Origin of the sequence: Amycolatopsis sp. (assembly GCF_025464955.1) — a bacterium.
Classification (GTDB): Bacteria; Actinomycetota; Actinomycetes; order Mycobacteriales; family Pseudonocardiaceae; genus Amycolatopsis.
Map to the genome: position 1 here is coordinate 1 of NZ_JAODNM010000034.1, position 19,994 is coordinate 19,994.

The window sequence follows — 19,994 nt, forward strand, 5'->3', positions numbered from 1 at the left end:
CCGGGGCGGTTCACGTTGACTGTGGGACTCGTCGGCGTGAACGTGGGACTCGCCGGGCCGGAGTGTGGGACTCGCCCATGTGCTGTGCGAGTCCCACAGTCAGACCGGCGAGTCCCACACCCAGCTCCGGACACCGGCATTCGCCGTACACGACCCGGCCCTTGCTGCGGTAAAACGCAGCCAGTCCACAGCAACCAGCACCCACACAGACGACCGAAGAGCCACTTTTGTACTTTTGTGCCCTCCTTGAGGGCTCAACTATCGCAACTCGACGGCGAGTTGCGGGGGCAGGGGGGTTGGGGGTGCGTGGGGGCGGGGTGAAAGGATCGCGGGGAGGCGAGTGGCGGGGAGGTCGCGGTGGCGAAGGGGCGGATTCCGGTCGTCCTCGTCGCCGGGTTCCTCGGATCAGGCAAGACGACCCTGCTCAACCACCTGCTGACCAACAACCAGGGCGCCCGCATCGGCGTGGTGGTCAACGACTTCGGCAGCGTCAACATCGACGCGATGTCGGTCGCGGGCCAGGTTGACTCGATGGTCTCACTCAGCAACGGCTGCCTGTGCTGCGCGGTCGACGCCCGGGGGATGGACGGCCTGCTGGTCAAGCTCGCGCGACCGGCCGCGGGCATCGATGTCATCGTGATCGAGGCGAGCGGGCTCGCTGAACCACGCGAACTGATCCGCCTCCTGCTCGCGAGCACCAACCAGCGGATCGAGTACGGCGGGCTGATCGAGGTCGTCGACGCGGCCGAGTTCGAGAGCACCCGCGTCCGGCACCCCGAGCTGGACCACCACCTCGCCTACGCCGATCTGGTGGTGCTCAACAAGACCGACCGCCTCGCCGACGTCGACCGCGCGGAACTCCTGGCCACCGTCGAGGCGCTCAGCGGCGGCAAGCCCGTCGTCCCGGCGGTGCAGGCGCGGATCGACCCGCAGTTGCTGTTCGACGAACGATCCAGGCCAGTCCGCGAGACCGTCGCGCGCCAGCTGTCGTTCGACCAGCTCGAAGAAGACAACGACGGACACGACCACGAACACGAACACCACGCGCATTCCCAGTACGAGAGCGTCTCGTTCACCTCCGACCAGGCGCTGCATCCGCGTCGCCTGATGAGCTTCCTCGACGACCGGCCCGCCGGGCTCTACCGGATGAAGGGCTTCGTCTACTTCGGACTGCCCGGGCATCGGCAGAAGTTCACCGTGCACACGGTCGGTTCCTATCTGCGGATCACCCGCTCGTCCTGGGGACGTGACGAGCCGCGGACGACCCAGCTCGTGTTGATCGGCAGCGGGATCGACGTCGATGCCGTCACGAAGTCGCTCGGAGCCTGCGTCGAGGACAAACCCGACCAGGTCGACCCACAAAGCATGCTCCGGGTCCTTCGCTACACCGACTAGTGGCGCTAGCGCCGGACCGGGTGCCAACCCGGACGCGGCGTGGATGCCAGGAGCAGGCGCGTGTACGCCTCCTGCGGATCGTCCAATACCTGCGCGGCGTCGCCGTGTTCGACGACCCGGCCGTTCTTCAGCACGATCACGTCGTCGGCGATCTGCCGTACGACCCCGAGGTCGTGGGTGATGAACAGATACGCCGTGCCGGTGTCGCGCTGCAGTGCGGACAGGAGGTTGATCACCTGTGCCTGCACCGAAACGTCGAGTGCGGACACCGCTTCGTCCAGCACGAGCACGTCAGGCTCAGCGGCCAGCGCCCTCGCGATCGCGACGCGCTGACGCTGCCCGCCCGAAAGCAGGCGCGGGGTCACCGCCAGGTGCCGTTCGGCGAGGCCGACTGACCGCAGCAGCTCCACCGCGCGTCCGGCGCAGTGCCGTTTGCCGCCGTTGTGGTGCACGGCAACGGCTTCCCGCAACGACGAGCCGACCTGCTGGGCCGGGTCGAGCGAGGTGAACGGGTCCTGCGGGACGATCTGGAGCTGCCTCGCCCGGTGTCGGCGCAGCCGCGCGGAGCGCGCCACCCGGCCGCGGTCCTCGCCGCACACCTCGACCGTTCCCGAGGTCGCGTCCTGCAGCCCGGTGAGTATCGCGCCGATGGTCGACTTGCCCGCGCCGGACTCGCCGACCAGCGCGGTGGTGCGGCCGCGGCGGACGGTGAACGAGACGTCGTCGACGACGACGGCCGGCCCGTAGCGTTTCACCAGGTGTTCGACCCGCACCACGACGTCGTCCTCGGTCACGTCCCCAGTCATGACGCGCTCCCCACAGTTGCGAGCTCCTCGGCGCGATGGCAGCGGACCTGCCCGCCGCGGAACGCCTGAAGTTTCGGCTTTGTCTTCTCACACAAGGGGATCCGGGACGGACAGCGCTCCAGGAACGGGCACCCGCCACCCGCGTCTGCGGCCGAGATCGGCGCGCCGTCGATCACCGGGAGTTCGGCCAGCCGCTCGTCCAGCGGCGGCCGCGACGCGAGCAGCCCTCGAGTGTACGGATGCGCCGGCGCGTGGCGGATCGTTTCGGCGTCAGCGAGTTCGAGCACGGTCCCCGCGTAGAGCACCACCACCCGGTCGCAGATCGACAGCGCCAGGTCGAGGTCGTGCGTGACGAACACCAACGCGGTCCCGCTGTCCCGGCGGAGTTCCTCGGAGATCGCGAGGACGTCGGACTGCGTCGTGACGTCGAGTGCGGTCGTCGGCTCGTCCGCGAGAATCAGTGACGGGCCGGACAACAGCACCGAGGCGATCATCACGCGCTGCAGAAGCCCGCCCGACAGCTCGAACGGGAACTGGCCCATCCGCCGCTCGGGGTCGACAATTCCCATGCGGGACAACATGTCCACTGCCGCTCGCCGCGCTGCCGGCACGTCCGCACCGGCGTCGCGTGCCGTTTCGATGAGGAAGTCGCCGACGCGCTGGATCGGGTTGATCGCCGAGCGCGGGTCCTGGAAGATCACCGCCGTCTCCCGTCGGCGGTAGTCACGCAGCGCGGAGCGTTTCAACGTCGAGACGTCTCGGCCGCCGACCGTGATGCTGCCGCCGATTCGGGCTCCTTCCGGTGCCAGCCTTGCGATGCATCGCAGCGTCATGGACTTGCCCGAACCGGATTCCCCGACGATCCCGACCGCCTCCCCTGGGCGAACCTGAAGGTCCAGTCCAGTAAGGATCGGCACGTAACCGTGGGCACCGGGCAGGTCCAGAGTCAGGCCGGACACGTCGAGCAGGGGAGCGTTCACTGGGCTTTCGCCTCCTGGTTGCGCAGCCGGCGGCGGGAGAACCGGGGCTGCTCGCCCGAGAGCCGCGAGCCGAGGATGAACAGGGACAACGCCGTCGCGACGATCGCGACACTCGCGGCGATGACCTGTCCCGGATAGCCCTGCAGGACGGCGTCGCGGTCGCTCACCATGGCGCCCCAATCCGCGAGCGGTGGTTGCACGCCGAGCCCGAGGAACGACAGCCCGGCGAGGTCGATGAGCGAGTACGCGAACGCGACCGTCGCCTGGCCGGCGATGACCGGGGCGAGGTTGCGGAGCATGTGGACGGTGGTGATCCGCAGGACGCCGAGTCCTTGGACCGAGAGCGCCTGCACGTAGGGCAGCCGCCGTTCGTGTTCCGCCGCGGTGACGACAAGCCTTGCCACGTAAGGGACGTAGGCGACGCCGAGTGCGATGACGGCCGCCGTCAGCCCCGGCCCGAACAGTGCCGCGACGAGGATCGCGAGCAGCAGCCCGGGAATGGCGAACACGACGTCGAGTCCGCGGCTGATCACCCACGCCGCCGCGCCGCCGCGCCAGGCCGCGATGAGCCCGAGCGGGATGCTCAGCGCGAGCGAGACCACGACGATCGCGGCCGGCCCGAGCAGGCTCGTGCGGGCGCCGTAGATCAGCCTGGATGCGATGTCGCGCCCGGTAGCGTCGGTACCCAGCCAGTGGCCCGCGCCAGGGCGCGCGAAGGCGTCGAGCAGGGTGCCCTGGTCCGGGTCCTGCGGCGCGATCAGGGGGGCGAACACCGCGAGGGCGACGACCACGGCCAGCACGGTCAGTGCCGTCGAGCCGGCGGCGCCCAGCCGTGGCCAGGTCACCCTCCGGGACTTACCGGTACTCGAAGCCGCCAGTCTCACCGCGGTCATGCCGCCACCCCTTTGCGCACTCTCGGGTCGATCGCCGCGGCGATGAGGTCCGCCAGCAGGTTGAGCACCACGAACGCGACCACGATGATCAGTGAGATCGCCTGGACCACGGTGAAGTCCTTCTGCTGCACCGAAGAGATGAGCAGCTGGCCGAGCCCGCCGAGGCCGAACGCCTGCTCGACCACCACCGCGCCGGAGAACAGCGACGCGATCTGCACCCCGGTGATCACGACGACCGGACCCGCGGAGTTGCGCAGCACGTGGCTGCGGATGGCGCGGGGCCGGGAGATCCCGCGCGACACCGCGGTCTGGAAATGCTCGGACAGCACCTGTTCACGGGCGGTCGCCCTGGTCACCCTGGCCACCAGGCCGCACGCGATGACCGCGAGCGAGACGGCCGGCAGGGTCAGGCTGCTGAACCACCCGCTGAAGCTGGGTTGCAGCCCGTAAGCGGGGAACCAGCCGAGTCCGACGGAGAACACCGAGATCGTCAGCGAGGACGCCACGAACGCCGGGATCGCGGTCGCCATCGACACCACCCCGGTCAACGCCAGGTCGACTCCGCCGGGGCTGAGCGCGGACACGAGCCCGAGACCGACACCCACGATGATGATCAGCAGGGCCGCGTAAGCCACGAGCGCGAGCGTGATGGTGAGCGGCCCGGAGATCCGTTCCGCCACGGGCTGCTGCGAAATCAACGAGGTGCCGAAGTTTCCGGACAGGATGTCGGACAGCCAATGTCCGTACCGGGTAAGGAAACTCTGGTCCAGACCGAGGTGTGCGCGCACCGCGGCCCGCACCTCGGGCGTCGGCTGTCGCGCGCCGAACAGGAGGGTTTCGGGGCTACCTGGCGAGAGGTAGATGCTGTCGTACACGACGAAACTGGCGACGAACAGGGTCACCACGAGCCCGGCGAGGCGTTTGAGCGTGAAGGCGATCATCAGTTCCCGCCGATCGCGGCGGCCCACGCCGTGGTCGTATAGGAGAAGGTCAGGGTCGCGCCGGTCAGCCGCGAGTTCAGGAAGACGACCGCGCGCGGCTGCACGACCGGGATCAGCGGCAGATCCTTGGCGAGCTGAGCCTCAGCGGTCAGGACGAGTTTCGCGCGGGCCGCCGGGTCGGCGGTCAGCGTCGCCTGGTCGAGGTTGTCGGTCACGGTTTTGTCGGCGTAGCCCGAGAAGTTTCCCGCGCCTTCCGGTGCGCCGTAGAACTTGTCCATGAGCAACGGTTCGGGCAGTTCGATGTAGCTCTTCGTCAGGAACGCGTCGTAGGGCTTGCGGGCGCTCGGGTCGTTGAACAGTGCGCCGTACTGCTGGCTGGGCAAGCCGACGATGTTCGCGGCCAACCCGATCGACTCCGCGGTCTGTTTGAGCACGGTCGCGAGTTGGACGCTCTGGGGGTCGCCGGTCGGGTAGCCGAAGGAGAAAGACTTGCCCCCAGCTCCCGCCGCCTGCACGAGTTTCTTCGCCCCAGCGACGTCCGTGGGTTTCTCGTAGGACTGGTACGCCGGGCTGTAATCCCCGGCGTGCTGGCCCCAGAACCCCGGGCCGGTGGGTTTGTACAGCGCGTCGGCGGCGCCTTGGAAGAGCTTCTCGCCGATGGCCTTCCGGTCCAGCGCCATCGACAGGGCCTGCCGCACCCGAGGGTCGCCCAGGGTTCCGCCTGCCTTCGCGAGCACGATGTCGACGTTGATCGGCGTCGACCCTTCCTGTCCTAAGTAGAGCTTGCCGTTGCTGGCCGAGGACAGCTGGGCGATGAGCCCGCCCGGGATGTCGAAACCGCCGTCGATCGCGCCGGAGCTCAAGCCCGTCGCGAGCGCGCTGGGATCGGTCGGGAAGACGAAGGTGAACGTCTTGGCGTGCGCCCGATGTGCGGGGTCCCAATAGTTTTCGTTGCTGTTGAGGACGAGCTTGCTGGTGCCGTCGTAGGAGCCGAGCGTGAACGGGCCGGTGCACCTGACCCCGGTTTGCGGGCTGCCGAAGTCCTGTCCCGCCTGCTGGGTGAAGGTCTTCTCCACGACCGCGCCGGCGAGAACGCCCAGTGCGGTCTTGAACGTGGTGTCCGGCTCGGTGAAGTCGATGCGGACCGTGTGGGTGCCGGTCGCGGTGATCGACTTGACCCGCGTGAAGAGGTACGAGTAGTTCGAGGCGACCTGCGGGTCGAGGTTCCGGTTGAGGCTGAACACGACGTCGTCGGCGGTCATGGGCTTGCCGTCGGAGAACTTCACGCCGGTGCGAATCGTCAGGTCGACGTGCAGCGGATCGACCACGGTGTACGCCGTGGCGAGGCCGGGGGAGAGCGTGTAGTCGGGCGCCGCGCGGAACAGCGGCTCGCACAGGTTGGGGATGACCGTCTCTTCGGGATAGTCCGAGAGCTTGAGCGGGTCGAGGCTGACCACCGGGCGGTAGTCGCCGTACCAGGTGACGGAGTCGACGTCGCCGGTCGCGGTACCGGTGGTGGGCGTGGACGCGGCCACCCGTACGACGGCTGGGCCGGAGGGACCGAAGGCGTTCGGCGAGGCGCACGCCGCGGTGACGGCGAGTGTCGCGGCCAGCACCACCGGGACTGCGTAAGAGCGAGGCGATCTGCGCGGTGACATGGATCCTCCTGGGTAACGCTTAGTCGACCCGGTAGACCTCTCGGCCTTGAACGTAGGTGCGCTCCACCTGGGTGGAGCCGATCTCGGAAACGGGCCCCTCGAAGGGGTCGCGGTCGAGGACGACGAGGTCGGCCTCGTAGCCGGCGGCGATCGTGCCGGTGCGGCCGTCGAGCCGGTTGACGTACGCCGAACCGGCCGTATAGGCGCGCAGGGCGACTTGGAGTGGCAAAGCCTGCTCGGCGCCGAGTGCGGGGGAGCCGGGCTCGGCGTCCGGCGCGGTTCTGGTCACCGCGACGTGGATCGCGGCCAAGGGGTCCGGGCTGCTGACGGGCCAGTCGCTGCCCATCGCGAGCATCGAGCCCGCCCGGTAGAGGTCGCCGAACGGGTACTGCCAGCCGGCGCGCCTGGCCCCGAGGAACGGGATGGTCAGCTCGTCCATCTGCGGTTCGTGGGCTGCCCAGAGGGCTTGCAGGTTCGCCACCGCGCCAAGGGCGTGGAACCGCCCGACGTCGTCGGGGTGCACGACCTGCAGGTGCGCCAGGTGGTGGCGGTGGTCGGCGGTGCCGTTGGTTTCCCGCGCGGCCTGCAGCGCGTCGAGGACTTCGCGCACCGCCCGGTCGCCGAGCGCGTGGAAGTGCACCTGGAAGCCGGCGGCGTCGAGCGCGGTCGTCACCCTGGTCAGCTGCTGGGCGTCGAGGAAGCTGATCCCCTGGTTGCCGGTCGCGTGCCCGCAGCGGTCGAGGTAGGGCTCGAGCATCGCCGCGGTGAACGTCTCGACGACGCCGTCCTGCATGACCTTCACGCTGTGGACGCCGTAGCGGTCGTTGTCGCCGGTCTGGTCGCGGATTTCGGCCAGGCGCGCGACCTGGGCGTCGACGTCGTCGGGCGGGCACGCCCTGTCCCACCACAGCGCGCCGGAAACCCTTGCGGTGAGCCAACCTTGAGCCGCCGCCCGGCGGTACGAGTCATGCGCGCTCGGGCCGGGCTCGCCGACCGTCAGCCAGGCGTCCTGCCAGCCGACGACGCCTACCGAGTGCAGGTAGTCGAGCGCCGCGCGGAGCCCGGCGTCATAGTCCTCCTGGGTGGTGGCGGGCACGAGGTTCGCTACCAGGGCGGCGGCGCCTTCGTGCAACAGCCCGGTGGGTGCGCTGTCGGCGTCGCGTTCGATCCGGCCGTCGACGGGATCCGGGGTGCCGGCGTCGATGCCGGCGAGTTCGAGGGCTTTCGTGTTGACCCAGCTGGAATGGTGGTCGCGGTTGGGCAGGATCGCCGGGCGGTCGGCTACGGCGGCGTCGAGCTGTTCGCGGGTCGGCAGGCCGCCCGGGAAGGCGTCCATCGACCAGCCGCCGCCGAGGATCCACGGCGCTTCGGGGGTGGCCCGCGCGTAGTCGCCGATGAGCGTGACGTACTCCGAGATCGTGTGCGCACCGGAGAGGTCGCAGCGGATCCGCTCGAGTCCGCCTTGGACCGGGTGGGCGTGCGCGTCGACGAAACCGGGGACCACGAGGCGCCCGCCGAGCTCGACGACCTCGTCCGCCCGGCGCAGGTAGGGCGCGACCTCGGCGTCGCCGCCGACCGCGGCGATCCGGCCGTCTTCGACCGCGACCGCGCTGGCCGCGGACCCGGCCGCGTCGGCGGTGAACACCGACCCGCCTCGGAACACGAGCGTGCCTTCACCTGGCCGTGACCTGGGCTTCTCCATTCGCGTCCTTCGGTCGTACCGGTATCGGGCTGCTCTGTTGGCAAGATGGAACACCATCGACATCACCGTTGTCAACGCTGTTGTCATCATGGTGTGCGAAGATGATCCGGTGCTTGAGAAAGGGGACGCATGACGAAGGCGACACGGCAGGCGGGTGGTTCGGCGCCGGCGCTGAGCGTGGACAAGATCGTCGAACACGCGCTGGAACTCGCCGAACGCGAAGGTCCCGGCGCGCTGACCATGCGGCGGCTCGGCAGTCGGCTCGGGGTGGACGCCACCGCGGTCTACCGGCATTTCCGCGACAAGGACGAGCTGGTGCTCGCACTGGGCGACCGGACCATCGCCCGCGCTCATGCATCCCTCGTGGACCTCGGCGAGCACGACGACTGGCGGCACGTCCTGCGCCGGATCGCCGAGGCGAACTGGGAGCAGTGCCAGGCCTACCCGGCGGTGTACTCGCTGATGTTCGCCAGGGTCACCGGTGGCCCGGGGGAGCGGTCGATGGTCGAGCTCATCATGTCGACACTGGCGAAGCTCGGGCTGTCCCAGGAGAAGACCGCGTTGCTGTACCGGTTGTTCGTCGACACCGTGCTCTCACTGTGTGGCATGAACGCGACCGCGAGGACCCTGCCGCCCGACATCCTGGAGAAGGACACCACGGCCTGGTCGAGGGTCTACGCCGTGCTTCCGCACGAGGGCTATCCGGCCATCCGTGGCCACGCCGACGCCCTGGTCTCGGTCACCGGCGAACAGATCTATCGCGCGTCGGTGGAGTCGACCATCGCCTACATCGCCGCACAGGTGTGAGTTTCCGGGGGCTCTGGATTACCGCTCTCGGCAAGGCTCGGCCAGCGTGGTGGAGAAGTAGTCGTGGCGTGCACATTCTGCAGAATCGAGGGGGCAGACCGTGTGGCGACGTACACACTGTTTCCGTGTGCGGCCACCAGCAGGGTCTCCAGTCGAACTCGACTCGCTTCCGACGAGGTACCGATCGGCCATTGATCGGGAGCCGGAGGAAGCTTCGAGGTTGGCCACCACAGCGCTGGTATCGGTCAGTGGTTCTGCCGTCGTTCCGATCGCAGATCGTGCGCGTGAACTGCTGACCTACTTGGCGCCCTGGACAGAGCAGGTAGAAGTGCGGGAATTCGACAGTCACGGGAGGCAGTTGACCAATGGCTGACTCGTCACGCTGGGCCAGGCACGGCACACGGAGGGTCTACGCCTCCTCGTGGCTGAACGTCGACCCGGATGAAGTCGAAATAGCCGGTGGTCGACGTTTCGAACACCATGTGGTGCGGTTCCCTCGCTCGTCCGTCGGCACTGTCGTGGTTGACAATGACAAGGTACTGCTCCTTTGGCGGCACCGCTTTGCCACGGATCCATGGGGGTGGGAGATCCCTGCCGGGTGGTCTGACGACGGAGAGGATCCGGCGGAAGCGGCGCGGCGGGAGGTCCTGGAAGAAACCGGTTACCAGGTGTGTCCGTCGTGGAACCGCTGACCTCCTATACCCCCATGTCCGGCATCAGCTCGCAGGTATATCGGTTGTTCGTCGCAACCGGTGCCACGCTCGTCGGCGAGCCTGAAGCCGCTGAGGCCGATCGGATGATCCTCGACACGACCCCAAGTGGGCGGTGACTCACCAGGTGGTCACAGCGGCTGGGTAGGTTGTGCGCCATGGCGCTTTCGAACGATCCTGGCAAGACGGCCGTGCTGGTCACCGGTGGCAGCGGGTTCATCGGCCGCGCGGTGGTGCGCGCGTTCCGCGAAGCCGGGGTTGCCGTGACGGTCGCCGACCGGATCCCGTTCCCGGACGGCGAAGGTGACGACGGCATCCGCGTCGTCGTCGGCGAGCTCGGGGACGCCGCGGTCCGCGAAGCCGCGATGACGCCCGGCATCGGCGGCGTGGTCCACCTGGCCGCGCTGACGTCGGTGCTGAAGTCGGTGGAGCTCCCGGCCCAGACCTACGCTGACAACGTCGCCGTCACGCACGAGCTGCTGGAGCTCGCCCGGCGGCGCGAGGTGCCGAGGTTCGTGCTCGCCTCCACCAACGCCGTCATCGGCAACGTCGGCACCGCGACCATCACCCCTGACCTGCCGCTGCAGCCGCTGACGCCGTATGGCGCGACGAAAGCGGCGTGCGAGATGCTGCTTTCCGGGTACGCCGGCGCGTTCGGCATGACGACGTGCGCCCTGCGGTTCACCAACGTCTACGGTCCCGGAATGTCCCATAAGGATAGTTTCGTCCCGCGCATGATGCGCGCCGCGCTGGCCGGGACCGGGATCCGGGTCTACGGGGACGGGCAGCAGCGCCGGGACCTGGTCCACGTCGACGACGTCGTCCGCGCGATCCGGCTGGCCTGGGACAGCGGCTACACCGGCCGGGCCATCGTCGGCGCCGGCCGGTCGGTCTCGGTGCTGGAGCTGGTGCAGGCCGTCCGCGAGGTCACCGGCGCGCCGCTGCCGGTCGAGCACGTCGCCGCGCCCGCGGGCGAGATGCCCGCGGTCGTCGTCGACGTCTCCGGCAGCGCGGAGACGATCGGCTACCGGCCGTCGGTCTCGCTCGCCGACGGCCTCGCCACGGCCTGGAAGTACTTTTTGAAACAACAGAGTTCCGAATACGACGCGGCCCAGCGGAACCTGGCAGCGGCGGAGTGACCCGACTGCTCGGTTTCCTGCGCCGCCACAGCTTCCTGGTCGTCCTGCTCGCACTCGGCACCGTACTGCGCGTGCTGGTGTGGGTGGCCTATCAGCCGGCGCTGCTCTACATCGACTCGTTCCGCTATCTCTACAACGTCGGCCCGCTCGCGCCCGACCAGCTGAACCCGATCGGTTACGACCTGGTGTTGAAGCCGCTGCTGGCCATCGGCGGGCTCGCGTTCGTCGTTGCCGTCCAGCACGTGGCCGGGCTCGCGGTCGCGGTGGGCGTCTACGCGCTGGCCCAGCGGCTCGGTGCGCGCCGCTGGGTGTCGGCGCTGGCCGCCGCTCCGCTCCTGCTCGACGCCTACCAGGTCCAGATCGAGCAGAACATCATGTCGGAGGTGACCTTCGAGGTCCTTCTGCTCGGGCTGCTGTGGCTGATGCTCGGTCGGGGTGAGCCGAACTGGCGCCGCGCCGGCCTGGCCGGGATCGTGCTCGGCGCCGCCGTGCTGACCCGGGTCATCGGCATCACACTGATCCTCCCGCTGCTGGTCTACCTGATCGTCGCGGGCAAGCCATGGCGTACCCGCGCGGGCTGGCGTCGCATCGGTGTGCGGTGCGGTGCCGCGGTGCTCGGGCTTGCCATCGTTGTGGTGCCCTACGCGGGATACTTCAAGTCCGCCACCGGAAACTGGGGACTGTCGGTGTCCCAGTCGAACGTCCTCTATGGACGGACAGCCAATATCGCGGACTGCGCCAAGTTGAATCTCGACGCCGCGCTGAAGCCGTTCTGCCCCATCGAGCCGCTCGGCCAACGGATCGGTGTCGACTACTACGCGCACCTCGACGTCGACCCGAACTGGCCCGGTCCGATCCCTGCCGGGATGACTCGGTCGGGGCTGGTGAAGGAGTTCTCGGACAAGGTACTGGCGGCGCAGCCCGGTGACGTGGTCTGGGCGGTGGTCAAGGACTTCGCCAAGAGCTTCGCGCCGACCCGCGTCTCCGAGCCCGACGACGTGCCGTTGGACCGCTGGCAGTTCCAGACGGAGTACCCGCTGTTCAACTTCCAGGAAACGGTCAACCAGTTCACCGAGCAGTACGACGGAATCCTGCCTTCGGTGAACACCGATCTCGCCCCGATCCTGCGTACTTATCAGCTGAACGGCGGATACACGCCGGGCACGCTCCTCGGGATCGGTGCGTTACTGGGATTGCTCGCTTTCTGGGGCCGTGGACGGGCTCGGCCGGGCGCGGTGTTCGCGGCGGGTACCGGCCTGTTCCTCCTGCTGGCTTCGGCCGCTTTCGAATTCTCGTGGCGTTACCAGCTTCCCGCGCTCGTGCTGCTGCCGCTGGCCGGGGCGCTCGGGTTCACCACGCTGACAGCGGCGAGCCGACGCCGGCTCGGGGCGTACCCCGACGACGTCGATTCCGGTGCGGTGAAAGCGTTCCATGAGCAGTACGGCGAGCTCCGGCTGGCCCCGGTCACCGTGGTGATCGCGGCCTACAACGAGGCCGACGGCATCGGGGCCGTGCTCAAGGAGATGCCCACCGAGTGCTGCGGGATGCGCGTCGAGGTCCTGGTCGTGGTCGACGGCGGCTCGGACGACACGGCGGCGATCGCCGCGGCTGACGGCGCCTACGTCTGCGTCGCCCCGCGCAACCGGGGCCAGGGTGCGGCATTGCGCCTCGGTTACCACCTGGCGGCCGACCTCGGTGCCGAGTACATCGTCACCACCGACGGTGACGGCCAGTACGAGAACAGTGAGATGGCCGAGCTGATCCAGCCGCTGCTCGACGACACGGCTGACTTCGTCACCGGCTCGCGCAGGCTCGGGCACGAAGAGGCCGACAGCCGGATGCGCTGGATAGGCGTGCGGGTGTTCGCCGTGCTGGCTTCGGTGCTGACGCTGCGGCGGATCACCGACACCTCGTTCGGGTTCCGTGGGATGCGCGCCGGGCTCGCCTGCTCGATCCCGCTGGCCGAGCCGCAGTACCAGTCATCAGAACTGCTGCTCGGGGTGACGGCCCGGCGTTCACGCCTGCTGGAACGCCCGATGACCATGCGGCTGCGCAACGCCGGCAAGAGCAAGAAGGGCCGGACGCTGGTTTACGGCGCGAACTACGCCCGCGTCATGACGGGGACGTGGTGGCGGGAGTACGTCCTGCGTCGCGGGCGACTGCGTCACGGGAAAAAACGACCCGGTCGAGCAGGGTGAATTTGAACACGAACACCATCGCGTAGCTGGCCACGTACGCGCCGTCCAGCAGCACCACACGCAGCAGCCCGGGCAGTGCCAGTGGGGCGAGCAGGTGCCCCGTCAGCGTCGTCAGACCCACCGAGGCCAGCCCGCCGAGGGCGATTACCACCAGATAGGGTGCCACCTCGGTCTTGACCCGCGGTTTGCCCTGACGTCCCCAGACCCAGCTCCGGGTCAGCAGGAAATTGGGCACCGCGCCCGCCACGAACGCCACCGCGCTCGCCACCACGGCGCTGCCGCCCGAGGACAGGATGACGAGCAACGCGACTTGACTGATCACCGTGGCGACCACTGAACTGGTCGCCGCCCGGAACAGGCGGACGAACCTTCGCGGACGCGCTTCGGCGGCCGGGGAAGGGCTGCCGGTTTCGACGGTGGCCGGTGGGGACGACATGCCCCCAGTCTTACCCCACTCGTGAGCCGCCGCCGTCCGGGGCACGAACGCATAGGAAACTCACAGGTCGTTGACAGGGCGTAGCCAGGACCGGATAGATAACGTCGGAACCACAAAGGTTAGACGAGTGCAAAACGGGAATCTGGGCACTGGTCACGTGACATGCAGGAAAGGCGGGACAATGCGAGTGCTCGTTCTTGGTGGGGATGGCTACCTTGGCTGGCCCACAGCGCTGCACCTCTCAGAAAACGGACATGACGTCGCGGTGCTCGACAACCTCGCGCGCCGCGGCTACGACGACGAGCTCGGCGTCGAGAGCCTTGTCCCCATCGAAGACCTCGACACCCGGCTGCAGGCCTGGCAGGAGGTCTCCGGAAAGCAGATCGCCAGCTACGTCGGCGACTTGCTCGACGCGGATTTCGTCTTCGAGACGCTGCGTGACTTCGCGCCCGACACGGTGGTCCACTTCGCGGAGCAGCGGTCGGCGCCGTATTCGATGATCGACCGGCAGCACGCCGTGTACACCCAGCACAACAACGTCATCGGCAACCTGAACCTGCTGTACGCGATCGCCGAGATCGACCCGGACATCCACCTGGTCAAGCTCGGCACGATGGGCGAGTACGGCACGCCCAACATCGACATCGAAGAGGGCTGGCTCGAGCTCGAGCACAACGGCCGCAAGGACCGCGTGCTCTTCCCCAAGAAGCCCGGGTCGTTCTACCACCTCAGCAAGGTGCACGACTCCCACAACATCGAGTTCGCCTGCCGGATCTGGGGCCTGCGCGCCACCGACCTCAACCAGGGTGTCGTCTACGGGCAGCAGACGCCCCAGACCATGCTGGACGCGCGGCTGGCCACGCGGTTCGACTACGACGCCGTGTTCGGCACCGTCCTGAACCGCTTCGTCATCCAGGCCGTGCTCGGGCAGCCGCTGAGCGTGTACGGCCAGGGCGGCCAGACCCGCGGGCTGATCGACATCCGCGACACCGTGGAGTGCATCCGGCTCGCGGTGGAGAACCGCGCCGACCGCGGTGAGTTCCGCGTGTTCAACCAGATGACGGAAAGCCTGTCCGTGCAGGGCATCGCCGACCTGGTCGCCAACCAGTTCCCCGGCCCCGTGCAGATCGAGCACCTCGACAACCCCCGCGTCGAGCTGCCCGAGCACTACTACAACGTGAAGCACACCGGGCTGGTCGAGCTGGGCCTGAAGCCGCACCTGCTTTCGGACACGTTGATCGAGTCGATGTTCGACCTCGTCGGTGCCAACAAGCACCGGGTCCTGCCGGAGAAGATGATCCCCACCGTCCGCTGGAAGGGCGCGATGGAGGTCAAGCAGCCGCAGTAGGTCAATTCCTGTCCCACCTCGTCCGCGCCGGTGCTCCCACCGGCGCGGACTTTTTTGCGCGGCCTGCGCAGCGCACATCAGGTCGCCGCGCCGAGGGGGTGGGCTTCGAAGAACGACCAGATCAGCTCGTCGGCGTTGAGCTTCGGGTTGGTCGAGCCGCGGACCATCGAGTCCGGGGTGCCCGGCCACGCGTGCCGGCCGCCGGTGATCGTGTAGAGCTCCACCGGCGCGGTGCACGAGCGGTAGGCGGTGGTGGTGACCAGCGGGACCACCGGGGCCTGCGTCGACGTCTTCCCGCAGCGGTTCTCGGCGGCCCACCGCTGGGCCGCGGCCTGGACCCCGGAACCCCAGCGGCTCGTTTTGTCTCCGTTGTACGGATTCATCGTGTCGGCGGTGCCGTGGAACGAGATCACCGGCACGGGCCGGACCGGGTGGCAGCCGCCGGGGAAGCGCAGCCCGGAGACCGGCGCGATGGCCGCGACGCGGTCGGCCAGCACGCAGCCGACCTGGGACGCCATGCGCGCGCCGCCGGAGAACCCGGTGACGTAAATCCGCTGACTGTCCGCGCAGACCAGCTTCGACACCGCGTCGATGGTGTCCCGCACGAACCGCACGTCGTCGGGGGCGTTCCGGGCCACCGGCTGCCCGTTGGCCAGCGGCACCCCCGGGACGTTCCAGGCGTAGCCGTGGCTCTTGCCCAGGGTGAGCGGCAGCCCGCCCTGGGGCGCGACGATCGCGAAATCGTGCTTTTCCGCGGTGAGGGTGATCCCGGTGTACTGGAGCTGCTCCAGCGGCGTGCCACCGCTGCCGTGCAGGTCGACCACCAGCGGGATCGGCTTGCCGGCGTGGTGGCCGTGCGGGAAGTAGACGAGGACCGTGCGGCGCTGGCCGCCGGACTCGACGTAGCGGCTGGTCAGCCCGGCGGTGAGCAGCGGGCTCTGGCACGCGCCGGCCCCCTGGGTCGCCGATTTCGCGCCGCCGCGCCCCGGTTCGTGCCCGCCCTGTTCGTGTCCGGCGTCCGGAACGTTCTGGGGAGTCAGGGTGAAGGTCGGACGCACGGTGGTGCCGACGGCCGCCGACGGGTCACTCTGCCCACAGGCGGCGACGCCGGTGAGCAGGGCGAACGCTCCGAAGAGGAGCGCGGCGCGGGTGGTGCGCCGCCGCGGTGCGGAACTGGGCATGCGTGGTCGTCCTCCAGCGGTGCAGGGGGAGTCGACGTCGTCGTCGAGAGGCTCTCTCGATGTCGCGCCAGGCTACCCGTCGTGGACCTTCTCGAGGCCGTATTGGTTCAGACGTCACCGGGTCGGGAAAGGTTGCCTTCGCAGCTGGGGAAGTCCGGCGGAACTCCGGCGGACCCGCCCGGCGGGTCCACACGCTCCTCTTCGGACTCTTCCGCCGGGCCGGACGGCGGCGGGGTCTTTCTCCGTCGGTTTTCGGGGTTTGGGTTATCCGGGGTCCCGGCTCGTCCGGTAGCGGTGAAACGCTCGGTCGATCACCCGGTCGGGTCGTTGTTTCAGCCGGTCCGTGGACTGCGGCCGCATTCGGCCGCCATTGAACACGGGCCATTCTGGTGCCGGGAACCGCACGCAAAGGAATCAGTCGTGCACGCGCCGCGAATAGATTCCGGTGGGCCGGAACATTCCGGAACGTCCGCGGTCGCGGATAGCGCTTTCGGCTTCCGTCGCGGCGGCCTGTGTTCGCGCGGTGCCGGTGCGGAGTTTTTCCCCCGACCGGCGATCCGTTGTTCCCCAAGGTCTTCGGAGATTGCGCGCGGACGGGTGTCGCACGCGTATGCCGGGTGACCCGGAGATCTTGGCGTCGTTGCTGGTCGTCGGCGGTGTGCCGACTCGCTGCCCATCGCCGATCCGGCCGCCTTAACGCCGTTTTCGCACATATGGCCGACCCGTGATGTTCTCGTAGCCGAAACAAAGCGAAAAATAGGCAATTCGACTCAGTCCGATTGATTCTGTTTGGGTTAAATGTCTGAATAGTCCGTTTGATTGATTACAATTACGCCACGGACAGTGCCTGAGGCTAGCTTTGGCGGTGTTAAGGAATGGAGGGTCTGCACAGCAATCGGACGGCTGTACCCTCAGCCGCACGATCGCGGACCCACGAGGTCCCATCACCAGGAGGAGTGAAGCTTTGACGGCACCGTTGGACGTGTCCGGTTCTGCGACCGAGGCGCAGCCGGAGGCCGCTCTGGCCGGTATGGGCAAGGCCATTCAAGGGCGCTCGCTGGGACAGATCGCCTGGATGCGACTCAAGCGCGACAGGTGGGCGCTGGGCGGCGCGGTCGTCATCGTCCTGCTCGTGCTGATCGCGATCGCGTCGGTGATCCTCGAGAAGACCGGCGTCCTGACGCCGAACGTTTACCACCCCGAGCTGATCGACCCGACCTTCGGCAAGCCGATCGGCGGCCTCGGCGGCATCAGTGGGGCGCACCCCCTGGGCGTCGACCCCGGCAACGGCCGCGACCTGCTTTCCCGGGTCATGGTCGGCTCGGAGTACTCACTGCTCATCGCCGCGGGCTCCACTCTGCTCTCGGTGATCATCGGCGTGATCATGGGGCTGGTCGCCGGATTCTTCGGCGGCTGGGCCGATGCCGCGATCAGCTGGGGCATGAACGTCTTCCTTGCGTTCCCGCTGCTGTTGTTCGCCATCGACCTCACCGGAGTGGTGCAGCAGGAAGCGTTCGGACTGAGCGGCGACACATTGCACATCGCCGTGCTGATTTTCGTGATCGGGTTCTTCAACTGGCCCTATATCGGCCGGATCGTGCGAGGGCAGACGTTGTCGCTGCGCGAACGTGAGTTCGTCGACGCCGCTCGCAGCCAGGGCGCCCGCGGCTTCTACATCCTCCGCCACGAGCTGCTGCCGAACCTGATCGCCCCGATCCTGGTCTATTCCACCTTGCTGATCCCGACAAACATCCTGTTCGAGGCCGCGCTGTCGTTCCTGGGAGTGGGGCTGCACCCGCCGACGGCGACCTGGGGCGGCATGCTTTCCGACGCGGTGGTCAACGGGTCCTATTCGGTCGACCCGGAGTACTTCCTCGTGCCGGGTCTGGCCATCTTCATCACGGTGATGGCGTTCAACCTGCTCGGTGACGGGCTGCGGGACGCGCTCGACCCGCGTGGACGGTAGTGCGTAACCAGTGTTTTTTCGCAATCCAGCTAGGAGGCGTGTTAGTCGCATGAAGAGAAAGAACCTGATCGGGCTGGCCCTGGGATGTGTGGGGCTGAGTTTGGTCGCGGCGTGTGGTGGCAGCACCGGTGGCAGCACCACGGGTGCGCAGCCGGCTTACAGTGCCGGCAACACCGGGGTCGTCAATGCTTCGGACAAGACCGGCGGCACCCTCAACTACGGGATGACCAGCGCGCCCGACTCGACCGACCCCGGCAACACCTACTACGCCTACAACTGGAACTTCACCCGGCTGTACGCGCGTCCGCTGCTGACGTTCAAGTCCGCTCCCGGCGCCGCCGGGCTCGAGCTCGCGCCCGACCTTGCCACCGGCAAGGGCCAGGTCAGCGCCGACGGTCTCTCCTGGACCTACCACATCCCGGCCGGCCTGAAGTACGAAGACGGTTCGGCGATCTCCACCAAGGACGTCAAGTACGCCGTCGAGCGCAGTAACTACGCGCGCGACGTGTTTCCGAACGGCCCGGAGTACTTCGCCCAGTACCTGGCGGACCCGACCTACGCCGGTCCGTACAAGGACACCGCGCCGGACAAGATGGGCCTGACGTCCATCGACACCCCGGACGCCACCACCATCGTGTTCCACCTGCAGAAGCCGTTCGCGGACTTCGACTACCTGGTGAGCAGCCCGCAGACCGCGCCGGTCCCGGCCGCCAAGGACACCGGGGCCCAGTACCAGTCGCACCCGCTCTCCTCGGGTCCGTACAAGTTCACCGACTTCAACCCGAACACCGGGTTCAAGATGGTGAAGAACACGAACTGGGACCCGAAGACCGACGCGAACGACAAGCAGCTCGCGGACAACATCAACGTCACGTTCAACCTGCAGGCCGCCGATCTGGACGCCCGGTTGCTCTCGGGTGACCTCGACGTCGACCTCGACGGTACCGGCGTGCAGACCGCGGCACGGGCCAAGATCCTCGCCTCGACGAGTTTGAAGAACAACGCGGACGACGCGCTGTCCGGGTTCCTCTGGTACGGCGCGATCGACACCCAGGTGATCACCAACCTGGACTGCCGCAAGGCGATCGAGTACGCGGTGGACAAGACCGTCCAGCAGTCCGCTTACGGTGGCCCGGAGGCCGGCGGTGACATCGCCAGCACCGTCATGCCGCCGAGCGTGCTGGGTTACCAGAAGTTCGACAACTACGAAGCCACCACCCAGGTGCACGGTGACCTGGACAAGGCGAAGGCGTCGCTGACCGCTTGCGGCCAGCCGAACGGCTTCACGTTCAACATCTCCGCTCGTGGCGACCGCCCGAAGGAGGTCGCCGCGGCGACCGGTATCCAGCAGGCGCTGGCCAAGGTCGGCATCAAGACCGACATCCTGCAGTACCCGGCGAAGACCTACGGCACCTCGTTCGCCGGTTCGCCGACCTTCATGAAGCAGCACAACATCGGCCTCGCGATGTACGGCTGGGCCGCGGACTGGCCGGACGGCTTCGGCTTCCTGTCGCAGATCGCGGACGGCCGGGCCATCAAGGATGCCGGTAACGCCAACCTCGAGATGCTCAACGACCCTCAGGTCAACTCGCTGTTGGACCAGGCGGCGGCCAGCACGGACGCCACCGCCCGCAACGGTTTCTACGCCCAGATCGACAAGATCATGATGGACCAGGCGACCATCCTGCCTGAGGTCTACGCGAAGTCGCTGCTGTACCGGAGCCCCAAGCTCACGAACGTCTACGTGACCGAGGCGTACGGCATGTACGACTACACGCAGATCGGCAAGTCGTCCTCCTGATCGATCTGACTGGAAGCAGGTGAAGGCACCGGT

General features: G+C 68.0%; 17 protein-coding genes. 9 read left to right on the forward strand and 8 right to left on the reverse strand.

Features of this window, described 5'->3' with window-relative positions:
- The first annotated feature begins 357 nt into the window (after positions 1-357).
- Positions 358-1,395 carry a GTP-binding protein gene (locus tag JWQ81_RS06990; RefSeq protein WP_297538774.1) on the forward strand — a complete coding sequence of 346 codons (1,038 nt, stop codon included), beginning with the start codon at positions 358-360 and terminating at the stop codon, positions 1,393-1,395.
- Between the two features lie 5 nt (positions 1,396-1,400).
- Here the strand turns inward: JWQ81_RS06990 and JWQ81_RS06995 are convergent, their stop codons facing one another.
- Genes JWQ81_RS06995 through JWQ81_RS07020 form a run of 6 tightly spaced genes read right to left on the reverse strand, consistent with a single transcriptional unit; the run spans position 1,401 to position 8,375 of the window.
- On the reverse strand, positions 1,401-2,201 hold the full coding sequence (locus JWQ81_RS06995) for an ATP-binding cassette domain-containing protein (RefSeq protein WP_297538776.1): 801 nt from the start codon (positions 2,199-2,201) through the stop codon (positions 1,401-1,403).
- Positions 2,198-3,181: an ABC transporter ATP-binding protein gene (locus JWQ81_RS07000; protein WP_297538778.1), complete on the reverse strand. Its 984-nt coding sequence runs from the start codon at positions 3,179-3,181 to the stop codon at positions 2,198-2,200. Before JWQ81_RS07000 ends, JWQ81_RS06995 begins: the two co-directional genes overlap by 4 nt.
- On the reverse strand, positions 3,178-4,074 hold the full coding sequence (locus tag JWQ81_RS07005; protein WP_297538780.1) for an ABC transporter permease: 897 nt from the start codon (positions 4,072-4,074) through the stop codon (positions 3,178-3,180). Before JWQ81_RS07005 ends, JWQ81_RS07000 begins: the two co-directional genes overlap by 4 nt.
- On the reverse strand, positions 4,071-5,042 hold the full coding sequence (locus JWQ81_RS07010) for an ABC transporter permease (RefSeq protein WP_297538783.1): 972 nt from the start codon (positions 5,040-5,042) through the stop codon (positions 4,071-4,073). Before JWQ81_RS07010 ends, JWQ81_RS07005 begins: the two co-directional genes overlap by 4 nt.
- Positions 5,015-6,673, reverse strand: coding sequence for an ABC transporter substrate-binding protein (locus JWQ81_RS07015; protein ID WP_297538785.1), 1,659 nt, complete (start codon positions 6,671-6,673; stop codon positions 5,015-5,017). The genes JWQ81_RS07010 and JWQ81_RS07015 overlap by 28 nt, the downstream gene beginning before the upstream one ends.
- A 19-nt stretch (positions 6,674-6,692) precedes the next feature.
- Entirely contained in the window at positions 6,693-8,375 is a 1,683-nt protein-coding gene (locus JWQ81_RS07020; protein ID WP_297538787.1) for an amidohydrolase, read from the reverse strand.
- Positions 8,376-8,504: 129 nt separating this feature from the next.
- On the opposite strand from JWQ81_RS07020, the gene JWQ81_RS07025 reads away from it, so the two are divergent.
- The 5 genes from JWQ81_RS07025 to JWQ81_RS07040 all read left to right on the forward strand — a co-directional run bounded on the left by JWQ81_RS07025 (position 8,505) and on the right by JWQ81_RS07040 (position 13,229).
- A complete protein-coding gene (locus tag JWQ81_RS07025) occupies positions 8,505-9,182 on the forward strand; it encodes a TetR/AcrR family transcriptional regulator (RefSeq protein ID WP_297538788.1) in 678 nt (225 codons plus the stop codon).
- Between the two features lie 365 nt (positions 9,183-9,547).
- On the forward strand, positions 9,548-9,874 hold the full coding sequence (locus JWQ81_RS44815; RefSeq protein WP_366942265.1) for an NUDIX hydrolase: 327 nt from the start codon (positions 9,548-9,550) through the stop codon (positions 9,872-9,874).
- Positions 9,862-10,011 (forward strand): hypothetical protein, encoded by a 150-nt coding sequence (locus JWQ81_RS07030; RefSeq protein ID WP_297538790.1) that lies wholly within the window; start codon positions 9,862-9,864, stop codon positions 10,009-10,011. Before JWQ81_RS44815 ends, JWQ81_RS07030 begins: the two co-directional genes overlap by 13 nt.
- A gap of 39 nt (positions 10,012-10,050) precedes the next feature.
- Positions 10,051-11,031, forward strand: coding sequence for an NAD(P)-dependent oxidoreductase (locus tag JWQ81_RS07035; RefSeq protein ID WP_297538791.1), 981 nt, complete (start codon positions 10,051-10,053; stop codon positions 11,029-11,031).
- Between the two features lie 5 nt (positions 11,032-11,036).
- Positions 11,037-13,229 (forward strand): glycosyltransferase family 2 protein, encoded by a 2,193-nt coding sequence (locus tag JWQ81_RS07040; protein ID WP_297538819.1) that lies wholly within the window; start codon positions 11,037-11,039, stop codon positions 13,227-13,229.
- On the opposite strand, the gene JWQ81_RS07045 is transcribed toward JWQ81_RS07040, so the two are convergent.
- A complete protein-coding gene (locus JWQ81_RS07045; protein ID WP_297538793.1) occupies positions 13,144-13,665 on the reverse strand; it encodes a GtrA family protein in 522 nt (173 codons plus the stop codon). The genes JWQ81_RS07040 and JWQ81_RS07045 overlap by 86 nt on opposite strands.
- A gap of 181 nt (positions 13,666-13,846) precedes the next feature.
- Between JWQ81_RS07045 and JWQ81_RS07050 the strand changes: the two genes are divergently transcribed.
- Positions 13,847-15,013: an NAD-dependent epimerase/dehydratase family protein gene (locus JWQ81_RS07050; RefSeq protein ID WP_297538795.1), complete on the forward strand. Its 1,167-nt coding sequence runs from the start codon at positions 13,847-13,849 to the stop codon at positions 15,011-15,013.
- Positions 15,014-15,090: 77 nt separating this feature from the next.
- On the opposite strand, the gene JWQ81_RS07055 is transcribed toward JWQ81_RS07050, so the two are convergent.
- The gene (locus JWQ81_RS07055; RefSeq protein ID WP_297538797.1) at positions 15,091-16,194 is read right to left on the reverse strand and encodes a PHB depolymerase family esterase; all 1,104 of its coding nucleotides are present in this window, start codon (positions 16,192-16,194) and stop codon (positions 15,091-15,093) included.
- A gap of 964 nt (positions 16,195-17,158) precedes the next feature.
- Here JWQ81_RS07055 and JWQ81_RS07060 point away from each other — a divergent pair.
- Together JWQ81_RS07060 and JWQ81_RS07065 are read left to right on the forward strand one after the other, a co-directional pair.
- Positions 17,159-18,160, forward strand: coding sequence for an ABC transporter permease (locus JWQ81_RS07060; RefSeq protein WP_297538799.1), 1,002 nt, complete (start codon positions 17,159-17,161; stop codon positions 18,158-18,160).
- Positions 18,161-18,209: 49 nt separating this feature from the next.
- Entirely contained in the window at positions 18,210-19,961 is a 1,752-nt protein-coding gene (locus JWQ81_RS07065; protein WP_297538801.1) for an ABC transporter substrate-binding protein, read from the forward strand.
- The last annotated feature ends 33 nt before the right edge of the window (positions 19,962-19,994 follow it).

Coding starts and splice junctions, on each gene's coding strand:
- JWQ81_RS06995 (WP_297538776.1), bottom strand. CDS start 2,201: ATGACTGGGGACGTGACCGAGGACGACGTCGTGGTGCGGGTCGAACAC.
- JWQ81_RS07005 (WP_297538780.1), bottom strand. CDS start 4,074: ATGACCGCGGTGAGACTGGCGGCTTCGAGTACCGGTAAGTCCCGGAGG.
- JWQ81_RS07015 (WP_297538785.1), bottom strand. CDS start 6,673: ATGTCACCGCGCAGATCGCCTCGCTCTTACGCAGTCCCGGTGGTGCTG.
- JWQ81_RS07020 (WP_297538787.1), bottom strand. CDS start 8,375: ATGGAGAAGCCCAGGTCACGGCCAGGTGAAGGCACGCTCGTGTTCCGA.
- JWQ81_RS07025 (WP_297538788.1), top strand. CDS start 8,505: ATGACGAAGGCGACACGGCAGGCGGGTGGTTCGGCGCCGGCGCTGAGC.
- JWQ81_RS44815 (WP_366942265.1), top strand. CDS start 9,548: ATGGCTGACTCGTCACGCTGGGCCAGGCACGGCACACGGAGGGTCTAC.
- JWQ81_RS07035 (WP_297538791.1), top strand. CDS start 10,051: ATGGCGCTTTCGAACGATCCTGGCAAGACGGCCGTGCTGGTCACCGGT.
- JWQ81_RS07045 (WP_297538793.1), bottom strand. CDS start 13,665: ATGTCGTCCCCACCGGCCACCGTCGAAACCGGCAGCCCTTCCCCGGCC.
- JWQ81_RS07050 (WP_297538795.1), top strand. CDS start 13,847: ATGCGAGTGCTCGTTCTTGGTGGGGATGGCTACCTTGGCTGGCCCACA.
- JWQ81_RS07055 (WP_297538797.1), bottom strand. CDS start 16,194: ATGCCCAGTTCCGCACCGCGGCGGCGCACCACCCGCGCCGCGCTCCTC.
- JWQ81_RS07065 (WP_297538801.1), top strand. CDS start 18,210: ATGAAGAGAAAGAACCTGATCGGGCTGGCCCTGGGATGTGTGGGGCTG.